The following is a 24871-nucleotide window of genomic DNA, read 5'->3' as shown; positions in this document are numbered from 1 at the left end:
CCCCCCCCCCGGTGGCAGTTTAGAGAATGTTGAACGGGATGGTGGTGACCAGGCGGAATTCGTTGATGTTGCCATCAGCCTGGTTTTCGCTGGCGCGGTGAGTAGTGTAGGTCGCACGAATCGCGGTGGCCTTGAGTGGGCCGCTCTGTACGGCGTAGGAGGCGCCGACGCCATATTCGTAGTGAGTTTCGCCGTCCATCAGGCTCAGGTCGCCGCGCTGGGCGCCTGGGGTGGTGTAGGCCGTGCCACGGTAATGCGTGCCGTCAATGCCCCAGCCACGTGCCTGGTAGATGTTGAACTTCAGGCCGGGCACGCCGTACTCGGCCATGTTCAGGCCGTAGGCGATCTGGAACGATTTCTCGTTCGGGCTGTTGAAGTCCGACAGCAAGGAGTTGGCCAGGTAGATGCCGTTGGTTTCGTGCAGGTAGTCGAAGTACTCGTCGCCGTTCACTTCCTGGTAGGAGAACGTCAGGCTGTGAGCCTGGTGAGCAAGGCCGAGGGACAGGGAGTAGGTATCGTTGTCGATATTCCCCATCAGTTTTTTGCCTTCGTCGACGGTTTTGTAATAGTTCAGGCTGGTGGTCAGGCTGAGCACCTGGCTATCGCCCAGTTCATGGGTGGCGCCGAAGTAGTATTGGTTCCAGAAGTCTTCGACCTTGGCGCCGTACAGGCTGGTTTTCAGGCTCTTGAACGGCTGGTAGTTGACGCCGGCGGTATAGACCTTGTCGGTTTCCACGCCAGTGGCGGAATACTCGGTACGAAATTTCGACAGGCTCTGCTCGGTTCGTGGCGAAACGCGATCGAAGCCGGCCAGATCGAACGAAAGGTTGTTGAATTCTTCACTGTGCAGGCTGATACCTTCGAAGCTCGAAGGCAATGCACGGTTGCCGATGACGTCGATGATCGGCGTACTGAAATTCTGCCGACCCGCGGTCAGCGTGGTGTTCGAAACGCGGAACTTGGCGTTGGCCAGGCCCAGTTTGCTCCACTGGTCCACGGCGTCACCGTTGGAGTCCGCCAGGGTGCGGTTGGAGCCACCGGCGATGTGCTTGCGATCCCGGTCCAGCACGATAGCGTTGTAGGCGGCGACCTCGGTGCTGACGCCGACGGTGCCTTGGGTAAAGCCCGAGGTGTAGTTGACGATGGTGCCCTGGACCCAGTTGATACGACGGGAAATGGGGGTGGCCGGCACGGACGGATCATTCTTCACGCTGTTTGGCTTGTAGCTGAAGCGGTCATCGCGGCGTTTCAACTCGTTGGAGTACCAGTTACGGGTTGTGCCCCCCAGGCTCTGGCCGTCGATGAAGCCTTTCGCTTCGCTCTGGGCGCTGCTGTCGGCCAGCGCGGTAGGAACGAATTCCTGACTGACAGATTCTGCGTAAGCCGTGGCCGTAACGCTGCTGATGGCCAGGGCCAGTATCGCGGTGCTGCTCAGTTTCATGGGTAACGCTCCTTTTTCTTGCTTTTTTATGCCGTTCTTTTTCGGTGATACGGCTATTGGTTTACAACTCATTTGCAGCTTGCAAACGTTTGCCAGGCGCCTAATCGACGAATTACGGCAAAACGCTAGCGGAGGGCTTCCAAAGGAAGCCCTCGCTGCAGGGCTAGACGGTTATGGGTTCAGGCTGACGCCCGAGAAGACGTTGCGGCCGAAGGGGCTGACCTTGAACCCTTCGACTTTGGCACTCAGCGGCTGGTTGACCGTCGAGTGGGCAACAGGGGTGATCGGCACTTGCTGCTTGAGCAATTGCTGGGCCTGTTTGTAGAGCACGGTGCGCTGGTCGCGGTCGGTGACGACCTTGGCCTGCTTGATCAGCTTGTCGTAGTCCTGGTCACACCACATGGAGTAGTTGTTGCCGCCGATGGCATCGCAGCTGTACAGCGTGCCGAGCCAGTTATCCGGGTCCCCATTGTCGCCAGTCCAGCCGATCAGGCTGATGTCGTGCTCGCCGTTCTTGGTGCGCTTGATGTACTCGCCCCATTCGTAGCTGACGATCTTCACCTTCAGGCCGATCTTCGCCCAGTCCGCCTGGAGCATTTCGGCCATCAGCTTGGCGTTGGGGTTGTACGGACGCTGAACGGGCATGGCCCAGAGAGTGATTTCGGTGCCTTCCTTGACGCCCGCGGCCTTGAGCAACTCCTTGGCTTTTTCCGGGTTGTAAGGTGTGTCCTTGATGGTGTCGTCGTAGGACCACTGCGTCGGTGGCATGGCGTTCTGCGCCAGTTGCCCCGCGCCCTGGTACACGGCGTTGAGAATGCCCTGCTTGTTCACCGCCATGTCCAGCGCCCGGCGTACTTCCACCTGGTCGAACGGTTTGTGGCGGGTGTTATAGGCGATGTAGCCAAGGTTGAAGCCGGGTTTCTCGATCAGTTGCAGCTTGGGATCGTTCTTCAAGGCCGGTACATCGGCCGGGCGTGGATGCAGGGTGATCTGGCATTCGTTGGCCTTGAGCTTCTGCACCCGCACCGACGCATCGGTATTGATCGAGAAAATCAGGTTGTCCAGCTTGACCCGCTCCGGTGCCCAGTACTGCTTGTTGGCGACGTAGCGGATGTTGGAGTCTTTCTGGTAGCTCTTGAACTCGAAAGCGCCGGTGCCGATCGGCTTCTGGTTGATGTCGCTAGGCTTGCCGTCCTTGAGCAGCTTGTCAGCGTACTCGGCCGAAAGGATCGAGGCGAAGCTCATGGCGATGTTCTGGATGAAGGCGGCGTCCACACTGTTGAGCGTCATGACCACCGTCAACGGCCCGGTCGCTTCGACCTTGGCGATGTTCTTGTTCAGGCTCATGCCGTTGAAGTACGGGAACTCGGTGGGGTAGGCCTTGCGGAACGGATGCTGCGGATCGAGCATGCGATTGAAGGTGAACAGCACGTCGTCGGCGTTGAAATCGCGGGTCGGCGTGAAGTAGTTCGTAGTGTGGAATTTCACCCCTTCGCGCAGGTGAAAGGTGTATTTCAGGCCGTCTTCGGAAATGTCCCAGCTCGTCGCCAGGCCCGGCACGACATTGGTTGCGCCTTTTTCAAATTCGGCCAGGCGGTTGTACAGCGGTTCGGCGGCATCGTTGTCGGTCGCGGTGGTGTATTGCGCGGTGTCGAAACCGGCAGGGCTGCCTTCGGAACAGAACACTAGGCTGCCGCCGGCGGCCTGGGCTGCGGATGTAGCGGCCAGCAGGCCGGTGCCCAGCAATGCGGATAAAACCAAGGTATGGCGCATGACGCTCCCTCTCTCGTTCGGGGTGTTTGACAGTGAACCGGTGTCCTTCCAGGGACGGGGCCGGGGCACTGGGCTCATTCCAATGCGTGAACAGCGCTGCCGCAGGATTGGCAGAACCTCCAGCCCGACGGTATGCGTCGTGTGCCAGGCGGTATATGCGTAATGCCCGAAAGACTTGTGGGAAAAGGCGACACGTCCTAAACCAACTGCTGTGGTATGCAGTGTTTTTGGATGTAGGCAGTTTCCTAGGTCTTGGTCTCGGCAGATAAAGCAACGGCGACGTTAAAAACGCCGCCGTTGCCTACCATTACTTGCTGACGCTGACGCCGTAGAAGGAGTTCAAGCCAAAGGGGCTGATCTTGAAGTCCTGCACGTTGGCGCGCATGGGTTGGTACACCGTCGAGTGAGCGATAGGTGTCATCGGCACGGCGTCCTTGAGGACGTGTTGCGCCTGTTTGTACAGCTCGGTGCGCTTGGCCTGGTCGGTGGTGCGCTTGGCTTCTTTCACGAGGCCGTCGAACTTCTTGTCACACCATTTGGAGAAGTTGTTGCCTTGCAGCGAGTCGCAGCCAAACAACACGTTCAGCCAGTTGTCCGGGTCACCGTTGTCGCCGCTCCAGCCAATGATCATGGCCTGGTTCTCGCCGCCCTTGGAACGCTTGATGTACTCGCCCCATTCATAGCTGGTGATCTTGACCTTCAGGCCGATCTTGGACCAGTCGTTCTGCAGCATTTCCGCCATCAGTTTGGCGTTCGGGTTGTACGGACGCTGAACCGGCATGGCCCACAGTACGATCTCCGTGCCTTCCTTGACGCCAGCTTCCTTGAGCAGAGCCTTGGCTTTTTCAGGATCGTATTTGGCATCTTTGATGGTGGTGTCGTAGGACCACTGGGTCGGTGGCATGGCGTTGACCGCCAGTTGGCCCGCACCTTGGTACACCGAGTCGATGATCTGTTGCTTGTTCACGGCCATGTCCATGGCTTGACGAACGCGCAGGTCAGCCAACGGGTTGGGCTTGTCGTCGCCTTTGACTTTGTCCATCACGTTGTAAGCCACATAACCCAGGTTGAAACCCGCCTGGTCAGGCATCTTCAGCGCTTTGTCTTCTTTGAGGGCCTTGAGGTCGGCCGGGCGTGGGAAGAGGGTGACTTGGCACTCGTTCTTCTTCAACTTCTGGATACGCACCGACGGGTCGGTGGTGATGGCGAAGATCAGGTTGTCAATCTTCACGTCTTCAGGCTTCCAGTATTCCTTGTTGCCGGTATAGCGGATGTTGGAATCTTTCTGGTAGCTCTTGAATACGAATGGGCCAGTGCCGACCGGCTTCTGGTTGATGTCCGCGGCCTTGCCGTCCTTGAGCAGCTGGGCGGCGTACTCGGCGGACTGGATCGAGGCGAAGCTCATGGCCATGTTCTGGATGAACGCGGCGTCGACATCTTTCAGGGTGAATTTGACGGTGTGGTCGTCGACTTTATCGATCCTGGTGATGTTGGTGTCCATCCCCATGTCGGTGAAGTACGGGAATTCGGTCGGGTACGCCTTACGGAACGGATCGTCCTTGTTGATCATGCGGTTGAACGTGAACAGCACGTCATCGGCATTAAATTCACGGGTCGGCTTGAAATACGGGGTGGTGTGGAACTTGACGCCTTCACGCAGATGGAACGTGTAGGTCAGACCGTCTTCGGAAATGTCCCACTTGGTGGCCAGGCCAGGAATCACGGCGGTGCCGCCGCGCTCAAACTGGGTCAGGCGGTTGAACATGGTTTCTGCAGAGGCATCGAAGTCGGTTCCGGTGGTGTACTGACCAGGGTCAAAACCGGCCGGGCTGCCTTCGGAGCAGAACACCAGGTTAGTCGCGGCGGAAGCGAAAGGAGCGCTGGCTAACAAGCCGGCGCCGACTAAAAACGGAATGACCGCGTGTTTAAGCATGTTGGCCTCATGATTTGTTGTCATTTTTGGATTTGAGGGCGACCTCGTGAGTCGTCCTGCGGATACTTATGCAGGCCCCATACCCAATGCAAGATCCAGAGCGGTTTCAAGTCTGAAACAGTGGCACGTACGTACCTTAATGTCGCATCTTTATAACTTTTGACGCATTTGAACGTTTGCGCAGGTTTTTTTGGGGCAAGCGGCGCTCCGTGCCGGTGCGCTGCGAGACTGCGACGCACCGGCCTGGGGCGGGTTTTACTTGTTCAAACCAACGCCGTAGAAGGGTGTAAGCCCGAACGGGCTGAGCTTGAAATCCACCACTTCCTTGCGTATCGGCTGGAACACCGTCGAGTTGGCGATAGGCGTGATGGGCACCTGCTGCTTGAGGATTTTCTGCGCCTGGCGGTACAGGTCGATGCGCTGCTGGCGGTCGGTCGAGACCTTGGCCTGCTGGACCAGCCGGTCGTAGGCCGGGTCGCACCACTTGGCGTAGTTGCTGCCCGTGACCGCCGCGCAGCTGTACAGCACGCCGAGCCAGTTGTCCGGATCGCCGTTGTCGCCGGTCCAGCCGTAGATCATTGCGTCGTGTTCGCCATTCTTGGCGCGCTTGATGTACTCGCCCCATTCGTAGCTGACGGTGTTGGCCTTGATGCCAACTTTGGCCCAGTCCTGCTGGATCATTTGCGCAGACATTCGCGCATTGGGGTTGGAGGCGCGCTGCACCGTCATTGCCCATAAATCGATGGTTGTACCGGGCGCAACCCCGGCTTCCTTGAGAAGCGCCTTGGCCTTGGTCACGTCATGGGGCGCGTCCTGGATTGCCGGATCGAACGACCATTGGGCCGGGGGCAAGGCATTCTGGGCCAGCTGCCCGGCGCCCTGGTACACGGCCTTGATGATGGCCGGCTTGTCGATGGCCATGTCCAGCGCCTGACGGACCTTGAGCTGGTCCAGCGGCGGATGCGTCACGTTATAGGCGAGGAAACCCAGGTTGAAACCGGGCTGCCTGAGCACGCGCAGGTTCGGGTCCTGCTCCATCACTTCGATGTCGGCCGGGCGCGGATAACCGCTGACCTGGCATTCGCCGCGCTTGAGCTTTTGCAGGCGCACGGCGGCGTCCGGGGTAATGGAAAAAATCAGGTTGTCGAGCTTCACGTCCTCAGGTTTCCAGTACGCCGTGTTGGCGACGTAGCGGATCTGCGAATCCTTCTGGTAGCGCTTGAACACAAACGGCCCGGTGCCAACGGGCTTCTGGTTGAGGTCGCCGGCCTTGCCTTCCTTCAATAGCTGCGCTGCGTACTCGGCGGACTGCACGGAGGCAAAACTCATCGCCAGGTTCTGCACGAATGCGGCGTCGACGTTGTTCAGGCTGAAACGCACGGTGTGTTCGTCGACCTTCTCGACACTCTTGATCGTGGTGTTCAGGCCCATGTCGGTGAAATACGGCGATTCGGTGGGGTAGGCCTGGCGGAACGGGTGTTGTGGGTCAAGCAGGCGTTGGAACGTGAACAGCACATCGTCGGCGTTGAAGTCGCGGCTTGGGGTAAAGAACTCGGTTGTATGAAATTTCACACCCTCGCGTAGGTGGAAGGTGTAGGCCAGGCCATCGGCGGACACGTCCCAACGTGTTGCCAGCCCCGGCTCGACTTCGGTGCCACCGCGTTTGAACTGGGTGAGGCGGTTGAAGACGGTTTCGGCCGAGGCATCGAAGTCGGTGCCGCTGGTGTATTGGCTGGGATCGAAGCCGGCGGGGCTGGCTTCGGAGCAGTAGACCAGGGTGGTCGCGCCTTGGGCCAACGGGGCGCCGCTGAACAGGGCGAGCGCGAGCAAGAGGGGTTTGAAGGTGGTTCTGTCCATGAAATCCCTTAGGTCTTGATGAGGGTTTTTCTGAAAGGTAGCGGGTGGGGCGGGCGCGTAGGAAATATCTAAAAGTGAGGATGACCCGTGGGTTTGGGCATACCTGCGCTTTTCATCAATATTTAATTGACGCCGGAATAATGGCTATCTAGTATCGCGCCACTATTTTGATATTGCTTTTCGGGGCGGGGACGACGCGCGTCTTCCCGCTTCGGGACGAAGTCATGTTCGGCTCTGCCGCCGACCGACTTCGGCATGGATGACCTTTTAATTGCTCTGCAACGAGACCCGATCATGGACGACCGCCAATACGCCTTCCTGGCCCGCCAACCTTCTGCTGCCCTGAAAAACCGCGAGCGGTTCCTCGGCATGCCCAAGCGCGGCCTGGCGTTTTTGCTGGCCAACGTCATGTTCTGGCAACCCATGTGGGCCCAGGCCGAAGGCATCGTCGTCAGCGCGCCCGGCACCGGCCTGGACCGGGCGGGCAACGGCGTGCCCATCGTCAACATCGCCAAGCCCAATGCCAACGGTCTGTCCCACAACCAGTTCAAGGACTACAACGTCGACAGCAACGGCGTGATCCTCAACAACGCCACGTCCCGTACGCAGTCCACGCAACTGGGCGGGATTATCCTCGGCAACTCGAACCTGCAAGGCGCTGCCGCCACGACCATCCTCAACGAAGTCAACGGCGGCAACCCGAGCCAGTTGCGCGGCTACACCGAAGTCGCTGGGCAATCGGCCCACGTCATCGTTGCCAACCCCTACGGCATCAGCTGCAATGGCTGCGGCTTTATCAACAGCCCGAAAGTGACTTTGAGCACCGGTAAACCAATCGTCGAAAACGACCGATTGGATCGTTATCAGGTCGATCAGGGCAGCGTCGCAATCGAAGGCGCGGGTCTTAACGCGACCAACGTCGACCACTTCGAAATCATCACCCGCAGCGCGAAGATCAACGCCGAGATCCAGGCGAAGAACCTGACGATCGTCGCCGGGCGTAACGACGTCAACGCCGACACCTTGAGCGCCACCGCCCGCGCCGATGACGGCAGCGCCAAGCCGGAACTGGCGATCGACTCGTCGGCGCTGGGTGGGATGTACGCCGGCGCGATCAAGCTGGTTGGCACCGAGGCCGGCGTCGGGGTGAAGCTGGACGGCAAGTTGATTGCCAGTGGCGGTGATATTCAGCTTGATGCCAATGGGCATTTAAGCATGGTTGATACGTCGGCCAGCGGGGCGGTCAACGTCAAGGCTGCGAGTCTTGATGCGCAGGGCCCGGTGTACGCCGGTACGACGTTAAATGCGCAGACTCAGGGTGACTTGACCAACCGGCAGACGTTGGCGGCGCGCGATGGCATCGTTCTGAATGCCGGTGGGCAGCTGACTAACAACGGCATTATCGAAGCCGGGGTCAACGCCGACACCACGCGCAACGCCTCGGGTGATGTAAGCCTCACGGCCCAAAGCCTGAACAACAACGGCAAGAGCATCGTCGCCAGCCGTAACCTCACCGCCAACGTTACGCAAACGTTGAACAACCAGGGCGGCACCCTCAGCGCCGGGCAAACCGCCACGGTAAAAGCCGGGACGCTGGACAACCAGAACAAAGGCCGGGTGCTGAGCAACGGTGCGCTGGGCGTTACTGCGGACAAACTTCTCAACACGCAAGGCATCGTCAGCAGCAACGGCAACCTGACGGCCAATGTTTGGCAGTTGAATAACCACGACGGCGAAGTCTCCAGCGCCGCCACCACTCAAGTCACCGGCACCATGCTGGACAATAGCGACGGCCTGCTCACCGGCGACGTGGCGCTGAACATCGGTTTGATCGGTGCCCTGAACAACCAGAACGGCGTGTTGGGTTCCGGCAAGAGTCTGACCGTCTCCGCCGCCAGCCTGGATAACACCCTCGACGGTAGTCTGGTCAGCGATGGCAGCCTGACCACGCGCATCAGCGGTCTGTTCGACAACCGGCATGGCAGTCTCGGTGCTAAAGGCCTGACCGATGTCCAGGCAGGCGGCCTGGACAACCGCGCCGGCAAGGTCCAGTCCGTGAAGGACCTGCAACTCACCGTCGCCAAGCTCGACAACCGCCAGCAAGGTTTGCTCAGCAGCCAGGCCGGGCTGCGTGTCGATGGCTCGCAGTTGGATAACCGCATCGGCCTGCTCAGTGCCGTTGGCCCGGTGCACCTGCAGACGACGGGCGTTGATAACAGCGGCGGACGCATCTCCAGCAAAACCGACCTCACCGCCAACGTCACGCATCTGAACAACCAGGGCGGCGAACTGGTCGCCCAAGGCCTGCTCAGCGTCAGCGGCCAGGACCTGGATAACCGCAACGGCGGCTTGGTCGGCGCGACCAGCGCACTGAAGCTGGATGTTGATGCGCTGGACAACCGGGGCGGTGAGGTCTCCAGTACCGCCGATATCAACATCACCGGCCAACGCCTGGACAACAGCGACAACGGTAAGGTCCTCGCCGGCACTGATCTGGGCCTGAAAGTCGCGGCCATCATCAACCAGACCAAAGGCCTGCTGTTCAGTACGGGCGTCACCACTGTCGAGGGCAAAAGCCTGGACAACAGCGGCGCCAATCTGGTCGCCCGCCAGGGTTTGGATATTCGCCTGGACAATGCGTTGATCAACGTCGGCGGCGCCATCACCACCGAAGCCGGCCTGACCGTCAACAGCCAAAGCCTGGATAACCACGGCGATGGCCTGCTCAGCGCCAAAGGCGCCACCCACGTGACCACTGGCACGTTCGACAACACTGCCGGTGGCTACCTGGTCAGTGGTGACACCCTTGATCTCACCGCCACCCAGGTCAACAACGGCGCCGCCAGCCGCATCGCCAGTGACAAGGCGCTGACTGCAAGGGTCACCGGCCTCGACCAGCAGGGCGGCGAACTGTTCAGCAAGACCGCCTTGACCCTGGACCTGAACAACGGTCAGTTGAACAACCTCAAGGGCGTCATCAATGCGCCGGTCCTGGTGCTGAAAAATCTCAAGGACGTGGACAACCGTGGCGGCGAGATTTCCAGTGCCCAGGCGTTCACGCTGGCGGCCCGCAACCTTGATAACCGCGACGGTAAACTGATCAGCAACCAGGCGCTGACCCTGCGTATCGACCAGGCGCTCAACAACATCAAGGGGCTGGTGTCCGCGCAATCCATCGACGCCCATAGCGCCAGCCTGGACAACACCGATGGCCTGATCAGCAGCCGTGGCACCCTAGTCATGACCGTGGACGGTCAACTGACCAATCGCGACGCCGCAATCATTGCCGACGGTGACCTGCACATCGAGGCCACCCACCTCGACAACGGCGCCGGCCAGATCGCCGGCAAAACCAATGTCACGGCCACTGTCGACAGTGTGAACAACCAGGGCGGCCAGATGATCGCCCTCGGCGGATTGACGCTGACCGGCGCCTCGCTGGACAACCGCGCCGCAGGGCTGGTCGGGGCGACCGACACGCTGACGTTGAACGTCGGTTCGATCGACAACCGTGGCGGCGAACTGTCCGGCCACGCCGACGTTGCTTTGACCGGCGACGCGCTGGACAACAGCGACGGCGGTCAAGTCATCGCCAACGGCGCATTGGCCCTGACGGTGCAGGACGTGCTCAACCGCACCAAGGGCCTGCTCTCCGGCAAGACCGGTCTGACCTTGAGCGGCGAGACGCTGGATAACAGCGGCGGCGCGCTGCTGACCCAAAAGAATCTCACCGCGCACCTCGACGGCGACCTGAACAACGCCAAGGGCACGTTGAGCGCCGAAGGCGAGCTTGAGGTTACCGCCGCCAGCCTCACCAACACCCTGGGCAGCGTTTCCAGTGCCGGGGCACTGGTGCTCACGCTTGATAACGCCGTGTTGAACCAGGGCGGCGACATCGTCACCGATGCCGGTCTCACCCTCAAAAGCGCAAGCCTGGACAACCGCAACCAAGGCAGCATCAGCGCCAAGCAAGCGGTCATCCTCGAGACCGGAGCGTTCGACAACAGCCAGGCCGGACGCCTGAGCAGCGGCGCCAACCTTGACCTGACCACGAAGCAGTTGACCAACCAGGACGGCGGCCGCATCGCCAGCAGCGGTGCGCTGACCGCCAGCGTCACGGGCCTCGATCAACAGGGCGGCCAGCTTTTCAGCAACACGTCGCTGAGCCTTGATCTGAACCAAGGGCAACTGAACAACCAGAGTGGCTTGATCAACGCCCCCTTGCTGATGCTGAAAAACCTCAAGGGCGTCAACAACGCCGGCGGTGAGATCTCCAGCGGCCAGGCGTTCACCCTGGCCGCACAAAACCTCAACAACGACAACGGCAAGTTGCTGAGCAACCAGGCCCTGACTCTGCGCATCGATAACGCGCTGACCAACCTCAAGGGCCTGATCGCCGCCGCCGCGCTGGACGTCGAGGCCGCCAGCCTGGACAACAGCGCCGGCACCCTGACCAGCCGCGCCAACCTCGACCTGAAATTGGCCGGCCCGCTGACCAACCAGAATCAAGGCCTGATCAACGCCGCCGACGCCTTGACCATCAGCACCGGCAACTTGAACAACCACCAGGGTTCGTTGCTGGGCAGCGCCATTGCCATCGACTTCGGTGCCGCCACCGGTGACCTGAACAACAACGCCGGCCAGATCACCACCGCCGGTGTACTCAGCCTCAAGCACCTGCGGGACCTGGACAACCAGGGCGGCGAAATCTCCAGCAGCCAGCCCCTCGACCTGACGGCTCGCGATCTCAACAACAGCGCCGGCAAACTCATCAGCAACGGTTTGCTGACCGTCAACGCCCGCGACGTCATCAACCAGGGCGGCCTGATGTCCGGTTTCAAAGGCCTCGACCTGAGCGCCACGAGCCTGGACAACCGCAACGCCGGCACGCTGTCGAGCCGCGACGAAGACCTCAGCGTCAGCCTCACTGGTGCACTGCTCAACAGCACTGACGGCGCGTTGGCGAGCAAGAAAAAACTCACCGTCACCGCGGCCAGCGTCGACAACCGCGGCGGGATTCTGTCCAGCGGCGCCGACCAGACCTTGACCGTCACCGGCGGTTTGCTGAACAACGCCCAAGGCGGCTTGATCGACAGCGCCGCGACCCTGGTCATCAACGCCATGACCCTGGGCAACGCTGGCGGCACCGTCAACGCGCAAAACGCACTGACCGTCACCGGCACCACCCTGGACAACACCGCCGGCAAGCTGATCGGCAATGCCGCAGTGACCTTGGACCTGCTCGGTGCCCTGACCAATACCAACGGCAAACTCGCCAGCGCCGGCCCGCTGCGGGTCGAGCGCGCCACGCAGCTCGACAACCAGGGCGGCCAGATCGCCAGCCAAAGCGTGCTGACCTTGCTCATTGGCGGCCTGGACAACCGCAATCGCGGCACCGTCGCGGCCAATGATCAACTCATCCTGGCCACCGCGGGCGCGGTGCAGAACGGTGGCGATGGCTTGATCTACAGCCAGAACGGCGCCGTGCAAATCGACGCCGACAGCCTCGCCAACGGCAAGGGTACCGTGCAGAGCCAGGGCAACCTGATCCTGAACGTCGTTCAAGACATCGACAACCAGAGCGGCCGCATCCAGGCCAAGGCCGGTGACCTGACGATTGAAGCGCGCAACCTCGACAACCGCGGCGGCGTGCTCGCCAGCCTGCAAGGGCTGCTGAAGACCGACCTGACCGGCGTGCTGAAAAACGGCTACGACCTGAACAACAACCGTCAGGGCGGTATCACCCAGGCGCAGCGCTTGAACCTGATCGCATTGGGCGGCCTGGACAACTACGGCGGACGCATCTCGGCGCAAACCGGCGATGCCGTCATCACCACCGGCGACCTCGACAACCGCAACGGCGGCCTCTACGCCAAAGGCAAAGTCAACGTCACCGCCAATAACTTCGATAACAGTGGCGACAACGACGGCCAGATCGCCGGCAGCCAGATCGACCTGAACCTGACCGGTGCCTTGAACAACCGCCAGGGCATCATCGAAAGCGACAGCACGCTGATGATCAAGGCCGCGAGCCTGGATAACCAGACGGGACAGATCCGTGCGTTGGGTACGGGCGGTAAGACTAACTTCCAGATCGGCGGGTCGTTTGATAACCGCAATGGTGTACTGGAAAGTGCCAACACCGACCTGACCCTTGGCGCCTCCAGTTTCCTCAATACCGGCGGCAGCTTGCTGCACGTCGGCACTGGCACGTTTGATATCTCCACCGCTAACGTCACCGGAGCCGGTGGTACGGTGGTGACGCGTGGCGGTCTGACTATCAGCACCGACACATGGACCAACAGCGGGGTCATCCAGGCTGGACGCCTGAGCGTCAACGTCAATCATTTCACCCAGACTGCCGGCGGCCAGTTGCTGGCTTCCGACAGCTTCATCGGCAGCGGCGTCAATTGGTTCAATGAAGGTCTGGTCGCCAGTAATGGCAGCCTGAAAATCGACCTGGGTGGTGCCTATTGGGGGGGCGGTCGTCTCAATAGCCTGGGGACGCTTGGCCTCAGCGCGGCACAAGTGAGCCTCAACAGCGTCAGCTCCAGCATAACGGGCGGCGGCGATACCACCATTGGCGTTAATGGTCAGCTCGACAATGCCGGTCGCTTGACCTCGGCGGCGCGCCTGACGATTGGCGCCACGGGGATCAACAACTTTGGGACGTTGGGTGGTGGTCAAGCTTTGACCGTCACGACCGGCGCGCTGGCCAACCACCAAGGGCTGATTTTCAGCGGCGGCGACATGGGCCTGCGGGTCGATACGCTCAACAACCTCGACGCCAGCATCTACAGCCTGGGCAATCTCACCGTTGACCGTAATGGCTTGGGCGCCTTGGCCAGCAGCATCGTCAACAGTTCCAGCTCGATCCAGAGCGACGGCAGCATGAGCCTGGCCGCCAGCACGATCCAGAACATCCGCACCCTGCTGACCATGGGCAGCAGTGGCATCTACACCGCCAAAATTACCGAACTCCCCTGCATCGAGGGTTACAACGCGGGTGACTGCAGCGGCAAGCAGAACCACGTGTGGGAACTGCTGCAACGGGAAAAAACCGAAGTGACCGCAGCCACTGCGGCTTCCAGCATCACGGCGGGTGGCAACCTCAACCTGAGCGGCGGCGACCTGCTGAACCAGAGCAGCACCATTGCCAGCGGCGGCAACCTGACGGCTTCATTGGCCAATTTGACCAACACCGGCGTCGAAACCGGCGAGACGGAAACGACGCGGGTGTTACGTTCCCAGCGAACCCGAAATGCGGGTGCCTGGTACACCGCCGCCAGTAACTTCACCAACAAATATTGGTTCGAAAGCGCCGGTTATGACGTCAACAACCTGAGCAGTCTGGAAGCAGGTATCGCCAACTTCATCGGCATGACCGAAATGGAGTACACGAACCTGGGGACCACCAAAAAACTCGCCGGCGGTGACCAAAGCTACGCAGCCGTGATCCAGGCCGGCGGCGCCGTCAACATCAACGCGCAGAACAACATCGACAACAGCGTCGTGCGGCCCGGCTACACCTACGTCGGCAGTGGTCCACGTACCAACACGGGCGCCTCCGGCACCGCCTATTCCACCCGCATCACGCTTAATCAACAACTGCCGCCCAACCTGGCGCAACAGCAAGTCAATCCGGTAGCCCTGCCGGGTTTCAGCCTGCCCACCGGCCAGAACGGCCTGTTCCGCCTGAGCGGGCAGAGCGGCAGTGTGCCGGCGGTCAGCGGCCCGCAAAGCTGGACGCTGGGTAACGCGAGCCTGACCCAGGCCCAGCGCCAACAAGGCCTGCCTGCCATCCAGGCCAGGGATCTGCAACCGGGTAACGCCCCGCAAGCTACCGCCAGCAATCTTGACCTGAGCATCGCAGCACGCCAGGCAACCAATGTTGGCGACCAGGCCAGCACATTCGACACCAGCACCGGCGGCGCCCCCGTGGCCGGCGCCATGCCTGGCCGCACCACCGCGTTTACGGTCAACCGCGTCCAGGGCCTGCCCGCTCCCACCGTGGCGGCCAATCCGCACAAATACCTGATCGAAACCAACCCGGTGCTCACCGACCTCAAGCAATTCATGAGCTCGGACTATCTGCTGGCAAACCTCGGCTACGACCCGGACCAGAGCGCCAAGCGCCTGGGTGACGGGTTGTATGAGCAGACCCTGATCCAGCAAGCCGTGGTCGCCCGCACCGGCCAGCGCTTCATCGACGGCCAGACCTCCAACGAGGACATGTTCAAGTACCTGATGAACAACGCCATCGCCAGCAAGCAGACGCTCAACCTGGCCCTGGGCGTCAGCCTCACCTCCGAGCAAGTCGCGGCACTGACCCATGACATCGTCTGGATGGAAAACGTCGAGGTCAACGGTGAGCAAGTCCTCGTGCCGGTGCTGTACCTGGCCAATGCCAACAACCGCCTGGCGGCCAACGGAGCCTTGATCCAGGGCAGCGACGTCACCCTGATCGCCGGCAAGGACCTGGACAATGCCGGTACCCTGCGCGCGAGCAACAACCTGTCCGCGACCGCCACCAACGACTTGGTCAACAGCGGCCTGGTGGAAGCCGGCAACCGCCTCGACCTGCTGGCCGGCAACAACCTCGTCAACAAGGCCGGCGGCATCATCGCCGGACGCGACGTCACGCTCACCGCCACCCGTGGCGACGTGATCAACGAACGCACCGTCACCACCCATGAAAGCGACAGCGGCTACCGTCGCGAACGCACCGATTTCATCGACAGCGCCTCACGTATCGAAGCCGCGAATAACCTGACCATCAGCGCCGGACGTGACATCAACAACGTTGGCGGCGTGCTCAAAAGCGGAGCCGACACCACCCTCAACGCCACCCGCGACGTCAACCTTGCCTCCGCTGAGCGCATCACCAGCGGCAATCGTGGCACGCATCGCAACGAAACCATCACCCAGTACGGCTCCAGCCTCGACATAGGCCGCGACCTGACCGCCAACGCCGGCCGCGACCTCACCGCTGTAGCCAGCCAGATCGACGCCAAGCGCGACATCACCATGAGCGCCATCGGCGACCTGACCTTGGCGTCTGCGGCGGATGAGCAGCATTCGTATGGCAAGAGCAAGAAGGTCACGGCTCAGGAAGACCATGTGAGCCAAGTCTCCACCAGCGTGACGGCGGGTGGGAATGTGACGCTGAGTGCCGGGAAAGATCTGGGGTTGATCGCCAGTCGGGTGAGTGCTGGGGATGAAGCGTATCTGGTCGCTGGTGCGAACCTGGTGCTGCAATCGGCTGAGGATTCGGACTACAGCTTCTATAGCAAGACCAAGAAGTCTTCTTCCGGGAAGAAGTTTCGGTTGGATGAGACCAGTTCGGTTACCAACGTAGCCAGCTCGGTTACCTCCGGAGGCAACAACGTCCTGACCGCCGGCAACGATCTGCTGATCAAAGGCAGCAACGTCATTTCCGAAAAAGGCAGCGTCGGCCTGGGGGCTGGCAACGATGTGGAAATTCTTGCCGTTACCGACTCCGAGAGCGCTCGTCACGAGCGCAGCAAAAGCAAAAGCAGTTGGGGCGGCTTGGAGTCGAGCAAGGTCCAGGACAAGTTGGCCGAAACTCAGACAACCGCCGTCGGTAGCCTGATCTCGGGCGACACCATCGCCGTCAGCGCCAAACGTGATGCCACCGTGACGGGTTCGGCGCTGGTCAGTACCAATGACCTGGCGGTACGTGCAGGGCGCGACCTGACTATCGACGCGGCAGAAAATACCTTCTCCCGTACCCAAATGCACAAGGAGAAAAATCGCGATCTGACGGGCGTGTTAACAGGCAACAATTTGGGCCTCGACGACATTACCGGCAACCAGCACCTGTCGATCAGCAACCAGAAACACAACGGCACCGCGTCACAGACCACCCTGACCGGTAGCACCATCGGCTCCAGCAAAGGCAACGTCAGCCTCGTTGCCGGTGGCGACCTCAACGTCATCGCCAGTGACTTGGTCAGCACCAAGAACATGAGCCTTCGCGGTTCGAACGTCACTATTGCTGCGGGCATGGAAACGGCCAAACAAAGCACCGCCGATAAATCCAGCAGCCTGGCCGTGGGACGAGTCGTCGGTGGGGCGATCATCGACACGGTCAACACCATTCGCTCGTCAGTCGAAGCCGCCAAGGATGCGGATGACCCTCGGCTCAAAGCCGTGAAGCTGGCCCAGGCGGCGCTAGCGGCTTACAACCTTGGCGGGATGGCAACGGACGCCAACGAACAGAAAACTGGTTTCGCCGACAAACAGGGCGGCACTGCCAGCAACGGCTCGTTGATCAAAATCGGTACCGAGCTCGCCAGTACCCACAGCAAAAGTACCAGCGATTACGCCAGCCAAACCGCCAAGCAAAGCACCCTTAACGCGGGCGCCACGTTATCCATCATCGCCAACGGCAATGCGGCGGAAAACGACGGCGATCTACACGTCATCGGCAGCAGCATCAAAGCGGCCAGTACTTCGCTGCTCGCCAGCAACGACATCATCCTGGAAAGCGCTCAGAACACGGCTGATTGGTCCAACCGTAACAGCAACAACAAGACCGCTATCGGCGCCAGCTTCAACATCGGCCAGCAAAACGGCTTCACCTTGGACCTCGGTGCACAGCTTGCCAAAGGCATGGGCAATGGCAGTTCTGTCACGCAGGTCAACACGACGGTCGATACCGGTTCGTTGCTGTTGCGCAGCGGCGGGGACACCACGCTGGCGGGCGCTCAGGTTCATGCTGATGAAATCGACGCGCTGATCGATGGCAACCTCAACATCATTTCCCGTCAGGACACCCAGGACCAGAAAAGCAAGCAAAGCAGTGGCGGTTTTGGTGCGAGCATCTGCATTCCACCGTTCTGCTACGGCACACCTGTAGCCGCCTCGGCCAACCTGGCCGCTGGCAACATGAACAGCGAATACAAAGCCGTCACGGACCAGACCGGCCTGTTCGCGGGAGCGGGCGGTTACACCGTTGACGTGGGCAAGACCACCACGCTTGAAGGCGGGGTGATTGCCAGCGACGCCTCGGTGGACAAGAACCTGTTGATCACTGACCGGCTCATCGCTCGCGATATAAAGAACGTCAGCGAAATCGAGGCTCAGTCCGCAGGTATCGGCATCTCCGCAAGCTACGGTGGCGCGGGCGCCTCCGCCTCGGTGGGGGGCTTGTACGGTATTTCCTTAAGCGAGTCCGATAAGAGCCATACACGTAGTGCGGTGAGTGAGGGCACGATCATTGTCCGCAATCCGGAGGGTGCTCAGGATACCGTCGGCTTGAATCGCGATACGAAGAATGCCAACGAGCAGTTGGACAAGCCTGATGAAGAGGCTATGAACGAGCGCATTGAGCTGGTGAAGAGCTCGGTGGAGTTGGTGAAGGGGATTAGCAGTGCCATTGCTGCTGAAAAAATCAAGGAAGCAGAAGACAAGAACAGTGATGCTTACAAGGTTGCGCAGCGGAAGCTGAACGACAGCGGTGTGGCTAACCCAACTCCTGAGCAGATCAGCCAGCAGGTTCAGCGCGATTACGGCACCGGTAGCAGTTTCCAGAAGGCCAGCCAAGCGGTCGCTGGAATTGTCCAAGGCATTCTCGTCGGAGACATCGGAGCACTCGTAGGGGGCGCGGCGGCGCCTTATCTGGCTCAAGCCGTTAAACAGCTGACCGAAGGAGACGACACAGCCAACCTGATAGCGCATGCCGTATTGGGTGCGGTCCTGGCTAAAGCACAAGGAGGCTCGGCACTGGCCGGGGCGGCGGGGGCGACCGTCGGTGAGCTGATAGCGAGCCAACTCTATCCGGGCAAGTCGAGGGACGAGCTGACCGAGTCGGAAAAACAAACCATCGCAGCGTTGTCGACGTTGGCAGGCGGGCTCTCCGGCGCGCTTGCTGGGGGCGACGCATTTAACGCTGCGCTTGGAGCCGGTACAGCGAAGAATGCTGTCGAGAACAATCATTTAAGCGATATAGAACGGCTTTCGCTCCAGGGGCTGCAGCGAGAGTATGAATCTACATGCGGTGGCTCGTCATCGAGTCACTGCGAAAGTTTGTCCGGGGAAATTGCTGACCTGATCGCCAAAGGTTCTAGCGTTCTCAAGGAAGAACCGATCTCAGAAGACAGTGATTTCACGCGAGCTTTCGTTTTCACCACCAATCCTGGAGATGTGGTTTCCTGCGCCACCTCACCGAACGGTTATTGCGTTGCTACTGACAAGTCGATCACGACTGATCAAGGGGAGGAGTGGGTTCTGCAACCTGCTTCGTTTGAACAGGCGGTTGGTGGTAAAGCAAGAAACGAACTGAATGAAACGTCCATGAAAGCTCAGCTTCAGGGCATCTCCACCGAGTTGTTTTCGGCTGGTTGTGGTGGGGCTGGCCTGGTTGGGATAGGCTGTCAAAGCTATATGGCTGCCGGGGGGGCGAATCCCATCACAGGTGATGCGGCTACTAACACCGAACGATTTATGTGGGGTGTGCAGGGCTTATTGAACGCGTGGGGATTAGGGAGCACCATTTTAAGCACGGGTTACAAGGTAACAAGTGTAATTGATCAAAAAAATCTTGATGCTGTTACTAGTCACCCCAATGCGCACTCCCTCGAACGACACGGAGGGGCAGTGACCGATGGTCAACTTATGTATCGAGCAGTGACTGGTGAAGCGCCTGATGGTCATGTAAAGATAGTTAATGGGAAGACTATTGTGCCACCAATGTCGTCGGCTTTTAATTCTGATGAGCTGCTCATTTTTGCAGACCAAGCTGTCCGAAATAACGGTGCGCTACAGACTGCAATAAAAAATAATCCAGGAGCCACGATAATTACCGTTACTGCATCTGAAGTGGGTGATCTAGGTGTGAATTTGGGGCGTGGTTTTGAAAGGTTGGCTGGCAGCAAGCTGAATCCGAGTTTGCAGGGTGCGCCGAGTAGGGTTCAGAACTTGCGGAGTGTCCAAGCAACTTATGAATTTAATTCGGCAAGCAAAGTTTGGGAAACGATCACGATTTTTCCGTCAAGGTGAGTATGAACTATCCAGTTTTGGTTAATATTTTAAGGTCTGTATTTTCAGTTGATGTTGGGCTGGAGGCTTGCGAAGCGCAAGCAGCGTTGGAACGCGTTCTAAACGATTCAGTGCAGAAAGTACGTTTGGAAAAAGAATTGAAGTGTCTTTTTCAGGATGGTTCTGTTTCGTGGGTGCATTTATTAGATAATGATGATTATGTTGTTTATCCGGCAGATGATGAGTTTGAGGCCAAAGAGTATTTCATGACGATTATAGGTAGACAAATTTTTGTTGATAATTAGATGAAAAGACAAGAAGGAAACAAAGGTGGCAGAGTAAAAAACGGGTCGGATTTTGAATGGCGCTTACTTGACTTCCTCGGGTGGCCATTTTCCTGACCTCGGCCCTTGCTGATCGACGTGTTTTCATCAGCATGGGGTAAGGCTTGGGTCTTCGTTTTATGGCGCGCGGCTCAATCCTGCCAGGACGCCTTCCAACACGTTTCTGGGCAATATGCGTCTAAGTTGAACCCGGTGATTTCAGGAAAAAATAGTGATGAGCTTCGAACTGTTGGGTTTTGGTGATTTAGGTCCGGTGCACGTGGGTATGACTCGCGATCAATCGCGGGCGATATTGGGAGGTGGTTTTGATGAGTTCTTCAAAACGACAGACTCTACAGTTCCGATTGACGCCTACGATGATTCAGGAGTGCATGTTTATTTTGATGAGGGTTTCACCATCATCGGCCTAGAATTCTTGAAATGGAGTGACCTCAGCTGGCGCGGACAGCGTTTGTCCGGTGCGGATGTCCTTGAAGTTCAGCAGAATTTAGTTGCGCAAGGCGAGATCCTGAACTTTAATAGTTCAGGATTTGATGTGGGCGGATTAGGTCTTAGGATTTATGCGCCTTATATCGGTGAGGAGGACGCTGTGATAGAGGCGGTTTATGTCAGCTTTGTAAAAAACAAATAAGCTTGCTAAAAGGGCCAGGCACATTATTAAAGCCTTAAATTTGATATTCCATCGGCCGTGCCCCTCACAAAAAAACGGCGACAGACTTTACTGAACAAATGGCACGAAAGTAAATGGCAATCCAACAAGCATGGTACTTGCTGTGCGAGTTCAGCCTGGCGGTCTGAGGGCTGCAAAATTAAAAAAGGAATTCAAATGAGGTCTGGGAGGCTTGAGCGGTCAAAGCTTGTTTTTTGCGCTGACTCGATAAATGGCTTGCAGGCTTTGGATCTGGTTGTTCGCATTTTGAATGATTTCGGATTTCCACCTGTATTTTCGCTGCAGGGTGTTGAGGTTGATGTCGCAACACTTGAGAAAAAAATCCAGAACAAAAAATCTTGGCCTAGTGGTGTTGCATCAAATAATTTCGAGTTTCGATTTGGAACGCTGCCCGCCTTGGATCAGTGTTTTTTAGTAGTTGAAGAAGTACAAAATTTTGATGGTTTTGATTGGGGTCAGGCTGTAAGACCTTTTCTCGATGTTGAAGGTTTTATCCAAGCATGGCTTGCTGATGTTGAATACGAATTTTGGCAAAATGCGACAGATCCTTTGGAGTACGAATATGCTGGTAGATCATTTGCAAACCTTCCCCTGAAATCGAATGGATTGCCTGCACCCTTAAATCAAATGGAAATAGACACATCGGTAAATCCAAGTCGTGTCTTGTTGAAGCAAGGGTATGTGGAGGCGATCGGAAGTTTTATGTGGCTAGGTGACCAATTCTGGGAGCGGACGGGAAGGAATAAGCTGGAAACTCTGACCTCATTGAGGAAAGGAGGGCTTAGTGTTTTCGAGTGTGGTAGCACTGTAAAGGTGGTTGCGTCTGAAAAATGTTTTCATAATGATTTAACAGCGGATAAACAACGCGTACTTAGGCATGCTTTGTTTGGCGTAAGCTAGTTGTAAAGAAAAGGGTGGTGACGACACGGAGCGGGTTTTTCAAAAAGGGGACGGATTTATTTCTAGCGAGAAAAGGGTACAGATTTGTTTTCTGAGCCTGTGATGATGCGGAGTGGTCAGGCCCTGGTTTGATCGTGTAAAGCAAAGCTGATCGGAAAATAAATCTGTCCCCTTTTTCTTTTCTTTTTCTCTCTAATTCATTAGGGGCTAATTACGTACCGACTGCAGTGCAAAAAGCTCTAGGAGTAAGATTGAAATGATTTATGGCGATCCGTTTGTGTTCTCATTGCAGTTTGATGTGGTGGAGGAGTGGACCGATTCAAGTTGCTTTTGGAAAAATGGTTTATTTTCGATGCTTGTCGACGGGGAGCGCCTGTTAGATTGTATTGATGTTGTTGAGTTGCGAACTGCGGTTAATTTTTATGCGAAGATGCAGTTCGATCGGAGCGTAACAGGTGATGCAACGATCTCCGCAGTGGAGTTGTTCAGGACCGCTCACGGTCATTTTTTTGAGGGTGACTTGGCTCCTCAAAAGGGGGTTCAAGATATGACGTGTACTGCACTGGGGGATTCCGGTTTGTTTGTGTATTTTCAGAAGACTGAGCAGTCGGATCGGCTCGTTTGGAGTTATGATTTTGGCAAGGTCGTACACGAGAAGCTGCTGCCAGTGGGTACGATAATTGGGGTTGTAGAGCGTATTGTTGAGATGTAAGTGGATAATAAGTCTGTTTTTATTTAGCTTTCCAGCAACCCGAGACGGCTTGAAGAATTTTTTAAAAGGGATTGGACAGTGAAGATCCGTCGAACTCTAAAGGAAAGGATGCGATTGATTGAGGCGTCAGGCCTAGGGCACTTTCATGAAGAGGCCGGGGACGGGCAGATCATATTCTCTACCGACCTGAAGGACGGGAGGCTGCATTTATTCATAGATGGGTTTTGCTTGGAAAGGGGGGGGGCAGTGGATAAGGTATCGTTTTCTGATATTTCCAGCGTAGACAGCCATCTAAAAGTGGAAATGTTTTCGGACGCCAGTCGTTTAAATAATTTAGATTTATATGTGCCTTTAGACATAAAGTGTGGTTCATTTAGCCTGTCTTTATTTTTGCCACTCCTTACCTATTCCAACGTAATGAATGTTTTGGTCGGGCTCCGGGACGACTGGAACAAGCGTGTGCCCTCTGGTTGCTAAGAGAAAAAGAAAAGGGGACTAAGAAAAGAAAAAAGAGGGGCGGATTTGTTTTCTGAACAAATGGCGCGCAAATAAACGGCAATCCAGCAAGCATGGTGCTTGCTCTGCATGTAGCCTGGTGCCAAAAAGGGGACGGATTTGAATGGCACTTACTTAGCCTTCTTCGAGAGTCCATTCTTCCTGATCTCGGCCCTTGCTGAACGATGTGTTTTTGCGGGCTTAGGCATGAACTGTGCGATTCGATGGTGTGAAATGCAAAAAACTGAACGGCTCGTCGGTCAGCTAGTCACCTAATTCATACGCATGGAGTGTTTATGTATAAGTTACCACTGATAGTCTTAACCCTGATCCTGACCTTACCCGCCTGCAAATCCAACGTCAGAGATTCCTCCCCCACGCTGCTCAACAACGGCATCCAGTTCCAGCAAAACAAAGTGACCGTCGATGCGCAGCACGCCAAGGTCATCATGAAAGCGTCCGGGGCTACTTATCCGGTGGAGTTTTCCATCAGGCGCGCGGCGGATCCTGATCAGCGTATGGATGTGCAGGGAACCGTAGTGGATACCGGTCGGGGCAAGGTGTTTGGCTGGATTGCCAAGGTCAACGAGACGGTGCACAGCGCAACCTTGAAGCACTTTCCGCAGCTGGAAGTGCAAGCTGACGTTGATCAGCCGTTCGAGGTTTCGGGTTACGCCAGCGGCGGAAGCATCGGTAATGGTTACCGCTGTGGTCCGGTCCGGAGCATTTTTACGCCGCAGCGGAGCAAGATTTATCTGGTGGAATTCCAGTTTGTGGGCAGCCGGTGCGAGCAGCATGTGTTTGATGTCACGCAGCCACAGGAGCGTATTCCTGTGGCGAGCTTGCCTTAGCTCGGAGCGAGTGGGCTGGGTGGCTTGATGTTGTCATGTCGTACCGAGGTGTCTGGTTTGGGGCTGCTACGCAGCCCAGCGGGAGCAAGCTCCCTCGCCACGGAAGGTTGTGTCGGGTTGTTAGGTGGCATGCGTCCTTCGAGAGTGTAGGAACGTTCGGCCCTACATAAGGAAATGTCCGACGTGTTTTTAAGGTTGCCGGTCGGAACTGCGCTCTCTAGTCTTTTGTTTGTCGCTGCTACTCAGCGGCCGGGCGTGAGAAACCCGAATAATAGGCATCCAGCCTCGGTACCTGCATAATTGCAGCCAGCTTATCCGCTGCCTGTATATGCGTTATGGCGGCTGTGTGCGGGCAGACCTCGGTCTGGCCGAGTACCTATTCTCGGATTTCTCACCCTGCACACAGCTGCCACCCATTTGCCGAGTGAGAAACGGTAAGTGATGGCTCTCATCACTAATAGGTAAAAAAATGGAAAAGCCAGTCCCCGACCCACCCTTCAACAAACTCAACCCGCTTGCCGGCTTCGATTCCATCGAAGAGCTGCTGAAAGACCGCGCCGCCGCCGAGCGAGTCCTCGATCATTACCTCAACCCGAAATCGTCAGAGACAAGCACTGATCCGCGCATCGGCAGCCTGTTTTCAGTCACGGCCGTAGGCGACACCGATACGTTGCTAACCAGCGCTTCCGAAACCTTGGCCTCGATAAAAGCCATGTCCGAGGATTTGGCCTTTGAAGTGGAGGGCACGCGGCGCAGCGTGGCGCTGGGGATTCATCAGTTGGTGGAGTTGTGCCAGCTGCTGGTGGACAAGGCGCTGGATCAGTTGGAGGCGCAGGCCAGCCCGGCACCTTGAACAGCGTGTGGCGAGGGAGCTTGCTCCCGCTGGACTGCGA

The 24871-nt window shown here is 57.8% G+C and carries 11 protein-coding genes and 1 pseudogene; 7 read left to right on the top strand and 5 right to left on the bottom strand.

All coding sequences use genetic code 11. The features are described from left to right. Window positions 1–19: 19 nt before the first annotated feature. From ACE04F_RS23170 to ACE04F_RS23155, 4 genes are all read right to left on the bottom strand, one after another. The gene (locus tag ACE04F_RS23170) at window positions 20–1441 is read right to left on the bottom strand and encodes an OprD family porin (protein WP_486110068.1); all 1422 of its coding nucleotides are present in this window, start codon (window positions 1439–1441) and stop codon (window positions 20–22) included. 171 nt (window positions 1442–1612) lie between these two features. Beyond that, the gene (locus tag ACE04F_RS23165; protein WP_486110067.1) at window positions 1613–3214 is read right to left on the bottom strand and encodes an ABC transporter substrate-binding protein; all 1602 of its coding nucleotides are present in this window, start codon (window positions 3212–3214) and stop codon (window positions 1613–1615) included. A 307-nt stretch (window positions 3215–3521) separates the two neighbouring features. Next, window positions 3522–5147, bottom strand: coding sequence for an ABC transporter substrate-binding protein (locus ACE04F_RS23160; protein WP_486110066.1), 1626 nt, complete (start codon window positions 5145–5147; stop codon window positions 3522–3524). A 255-nt stretch (window positions 5148–5402) separates the two neighbouring features. Continuing rightward, window positions 5403–7004, bottom strand: a complete 1602-nt coding sequence (locus ACE04F_RS23155; protein WP_486110065.1) for an ABC transporter substrate-binding protein — start codon at window positions 7002–7004, stop codon at window positions 5403–5405. Between the two features lie 294 nt (window positions 7005–7298). Between ACE04F_RS23155 and ACE04F_RS23150 the strand changes: the two genes are divergently transcribed. Both ACE04F_RS23150 and ACE04F_RS23145 read left to right on the top strand, forming a co-directional pair. Beyond that, window positions 7299–20027, top strand: a complete 12729-nt coding sequence (locus ACE04F_RS23150) for a two-partner secretion domain-containing protein (RefSeq protein ID WP_486110064.1) — start codon at window positions 7299–7301, stop codon at window positions 20025–20027. A 2-nt stretch (window positions 20028–20029) separates the two neighbouring features. Beyond that, a complete protein-coding gene (locus ACE04F_RS23145; RefSeq protein WP_486110063.1) occupies window positions 20030–20311 on the top strand; it encodes a hypothetical protein in 282 nt (93 codons plus the stop codon). Between the two features lie 65 nt (window positions 20312–20376). Here the strand turns inward: ACE04F_RS23145 and ACE04F_RS23140 are convergent. Further along, a pseudogene (locus tag ACE04F_RS23140) lies at window positions 20377–20522 on the bottom strand (IS4 family transposase); the annotation flags it as partial. A gap of 42 nt (window positions 20523–20564) precedes the next feature. Between ACE04F_RS23140 and ACE04F_RS23135 the strand changes: the two are divergent. The 5 genes from ACE04F_RS23135 (at window position 20565) to ACE04F_RS23115 (ending at window position 24831) form a co-directional block, all read left to right on the top strand. Continuing rightward, on the top strand, window positions 20565–20981 hold the full coding sequence (locus ACE04F_RS23135; RefSeq protein WP_486110062.1) for a hypothetical protein: 417 nt from the start codon (window positions 20565–20567) through the stop codon (window positions 20979–20981). A 255-nt stretch (window positions 20982–21236) separates the two neighbouring features. Then, the gene (locus ACE04F_RS23130; protein ID WP_486110061.1) at window positions 21237–21920 is read left to right on the top strand and encodes a hypothetical protein; all 684 of its coding nucleotides are present in this window, start codon (window positions 21237–21239) and stop codon (window positions 21918–21920) included. 256 nt (window positions 21921–22176) lie between these two features. Then, window positions 22177–22632, top strand: a complete 456-nt coding sequence (locus tag ACE04F_RS23125) for an Imm42 family immunity protein (RefSeq protein WP_486110060.1) — start codon at window positions 22177–22179, stop codon at window positions 22630–22632. 791 nt (window positions 22633–23423) lie between these two features. Then, window positions 23424–23978: a hypothetical protein gene (locus ACE04F_RS23120; protein ID WP_486110059.1), complete on the top strand. Its 555-nt coding sequence runs from the start codon at window positions 23424–23426 to the stop codon at window positions 23976–23978. Between the two features lie 469 nt (window positions 23979–24447). Then, the gene (locus tag ACE04F_RS23115; RefSeq protein WP_486110058.1) at window positions 24448–24831 is read left to right on the top strand and encodes a DUF6124 family protein; all 384 of its coding nucleotides are present in this window, start codon (window positions 24448–24450) and stop codon (window positions 24829–24831) included. Window positions 24832–24871 lie beyond the last annotated feature (40 nt).

It is taken from the genome of Pseudomonas sp. AGC41 (assembly GCF_057334555.1).
This window is presented reverse-complemented; position numbering and strand designations above follow the sequence as displayed.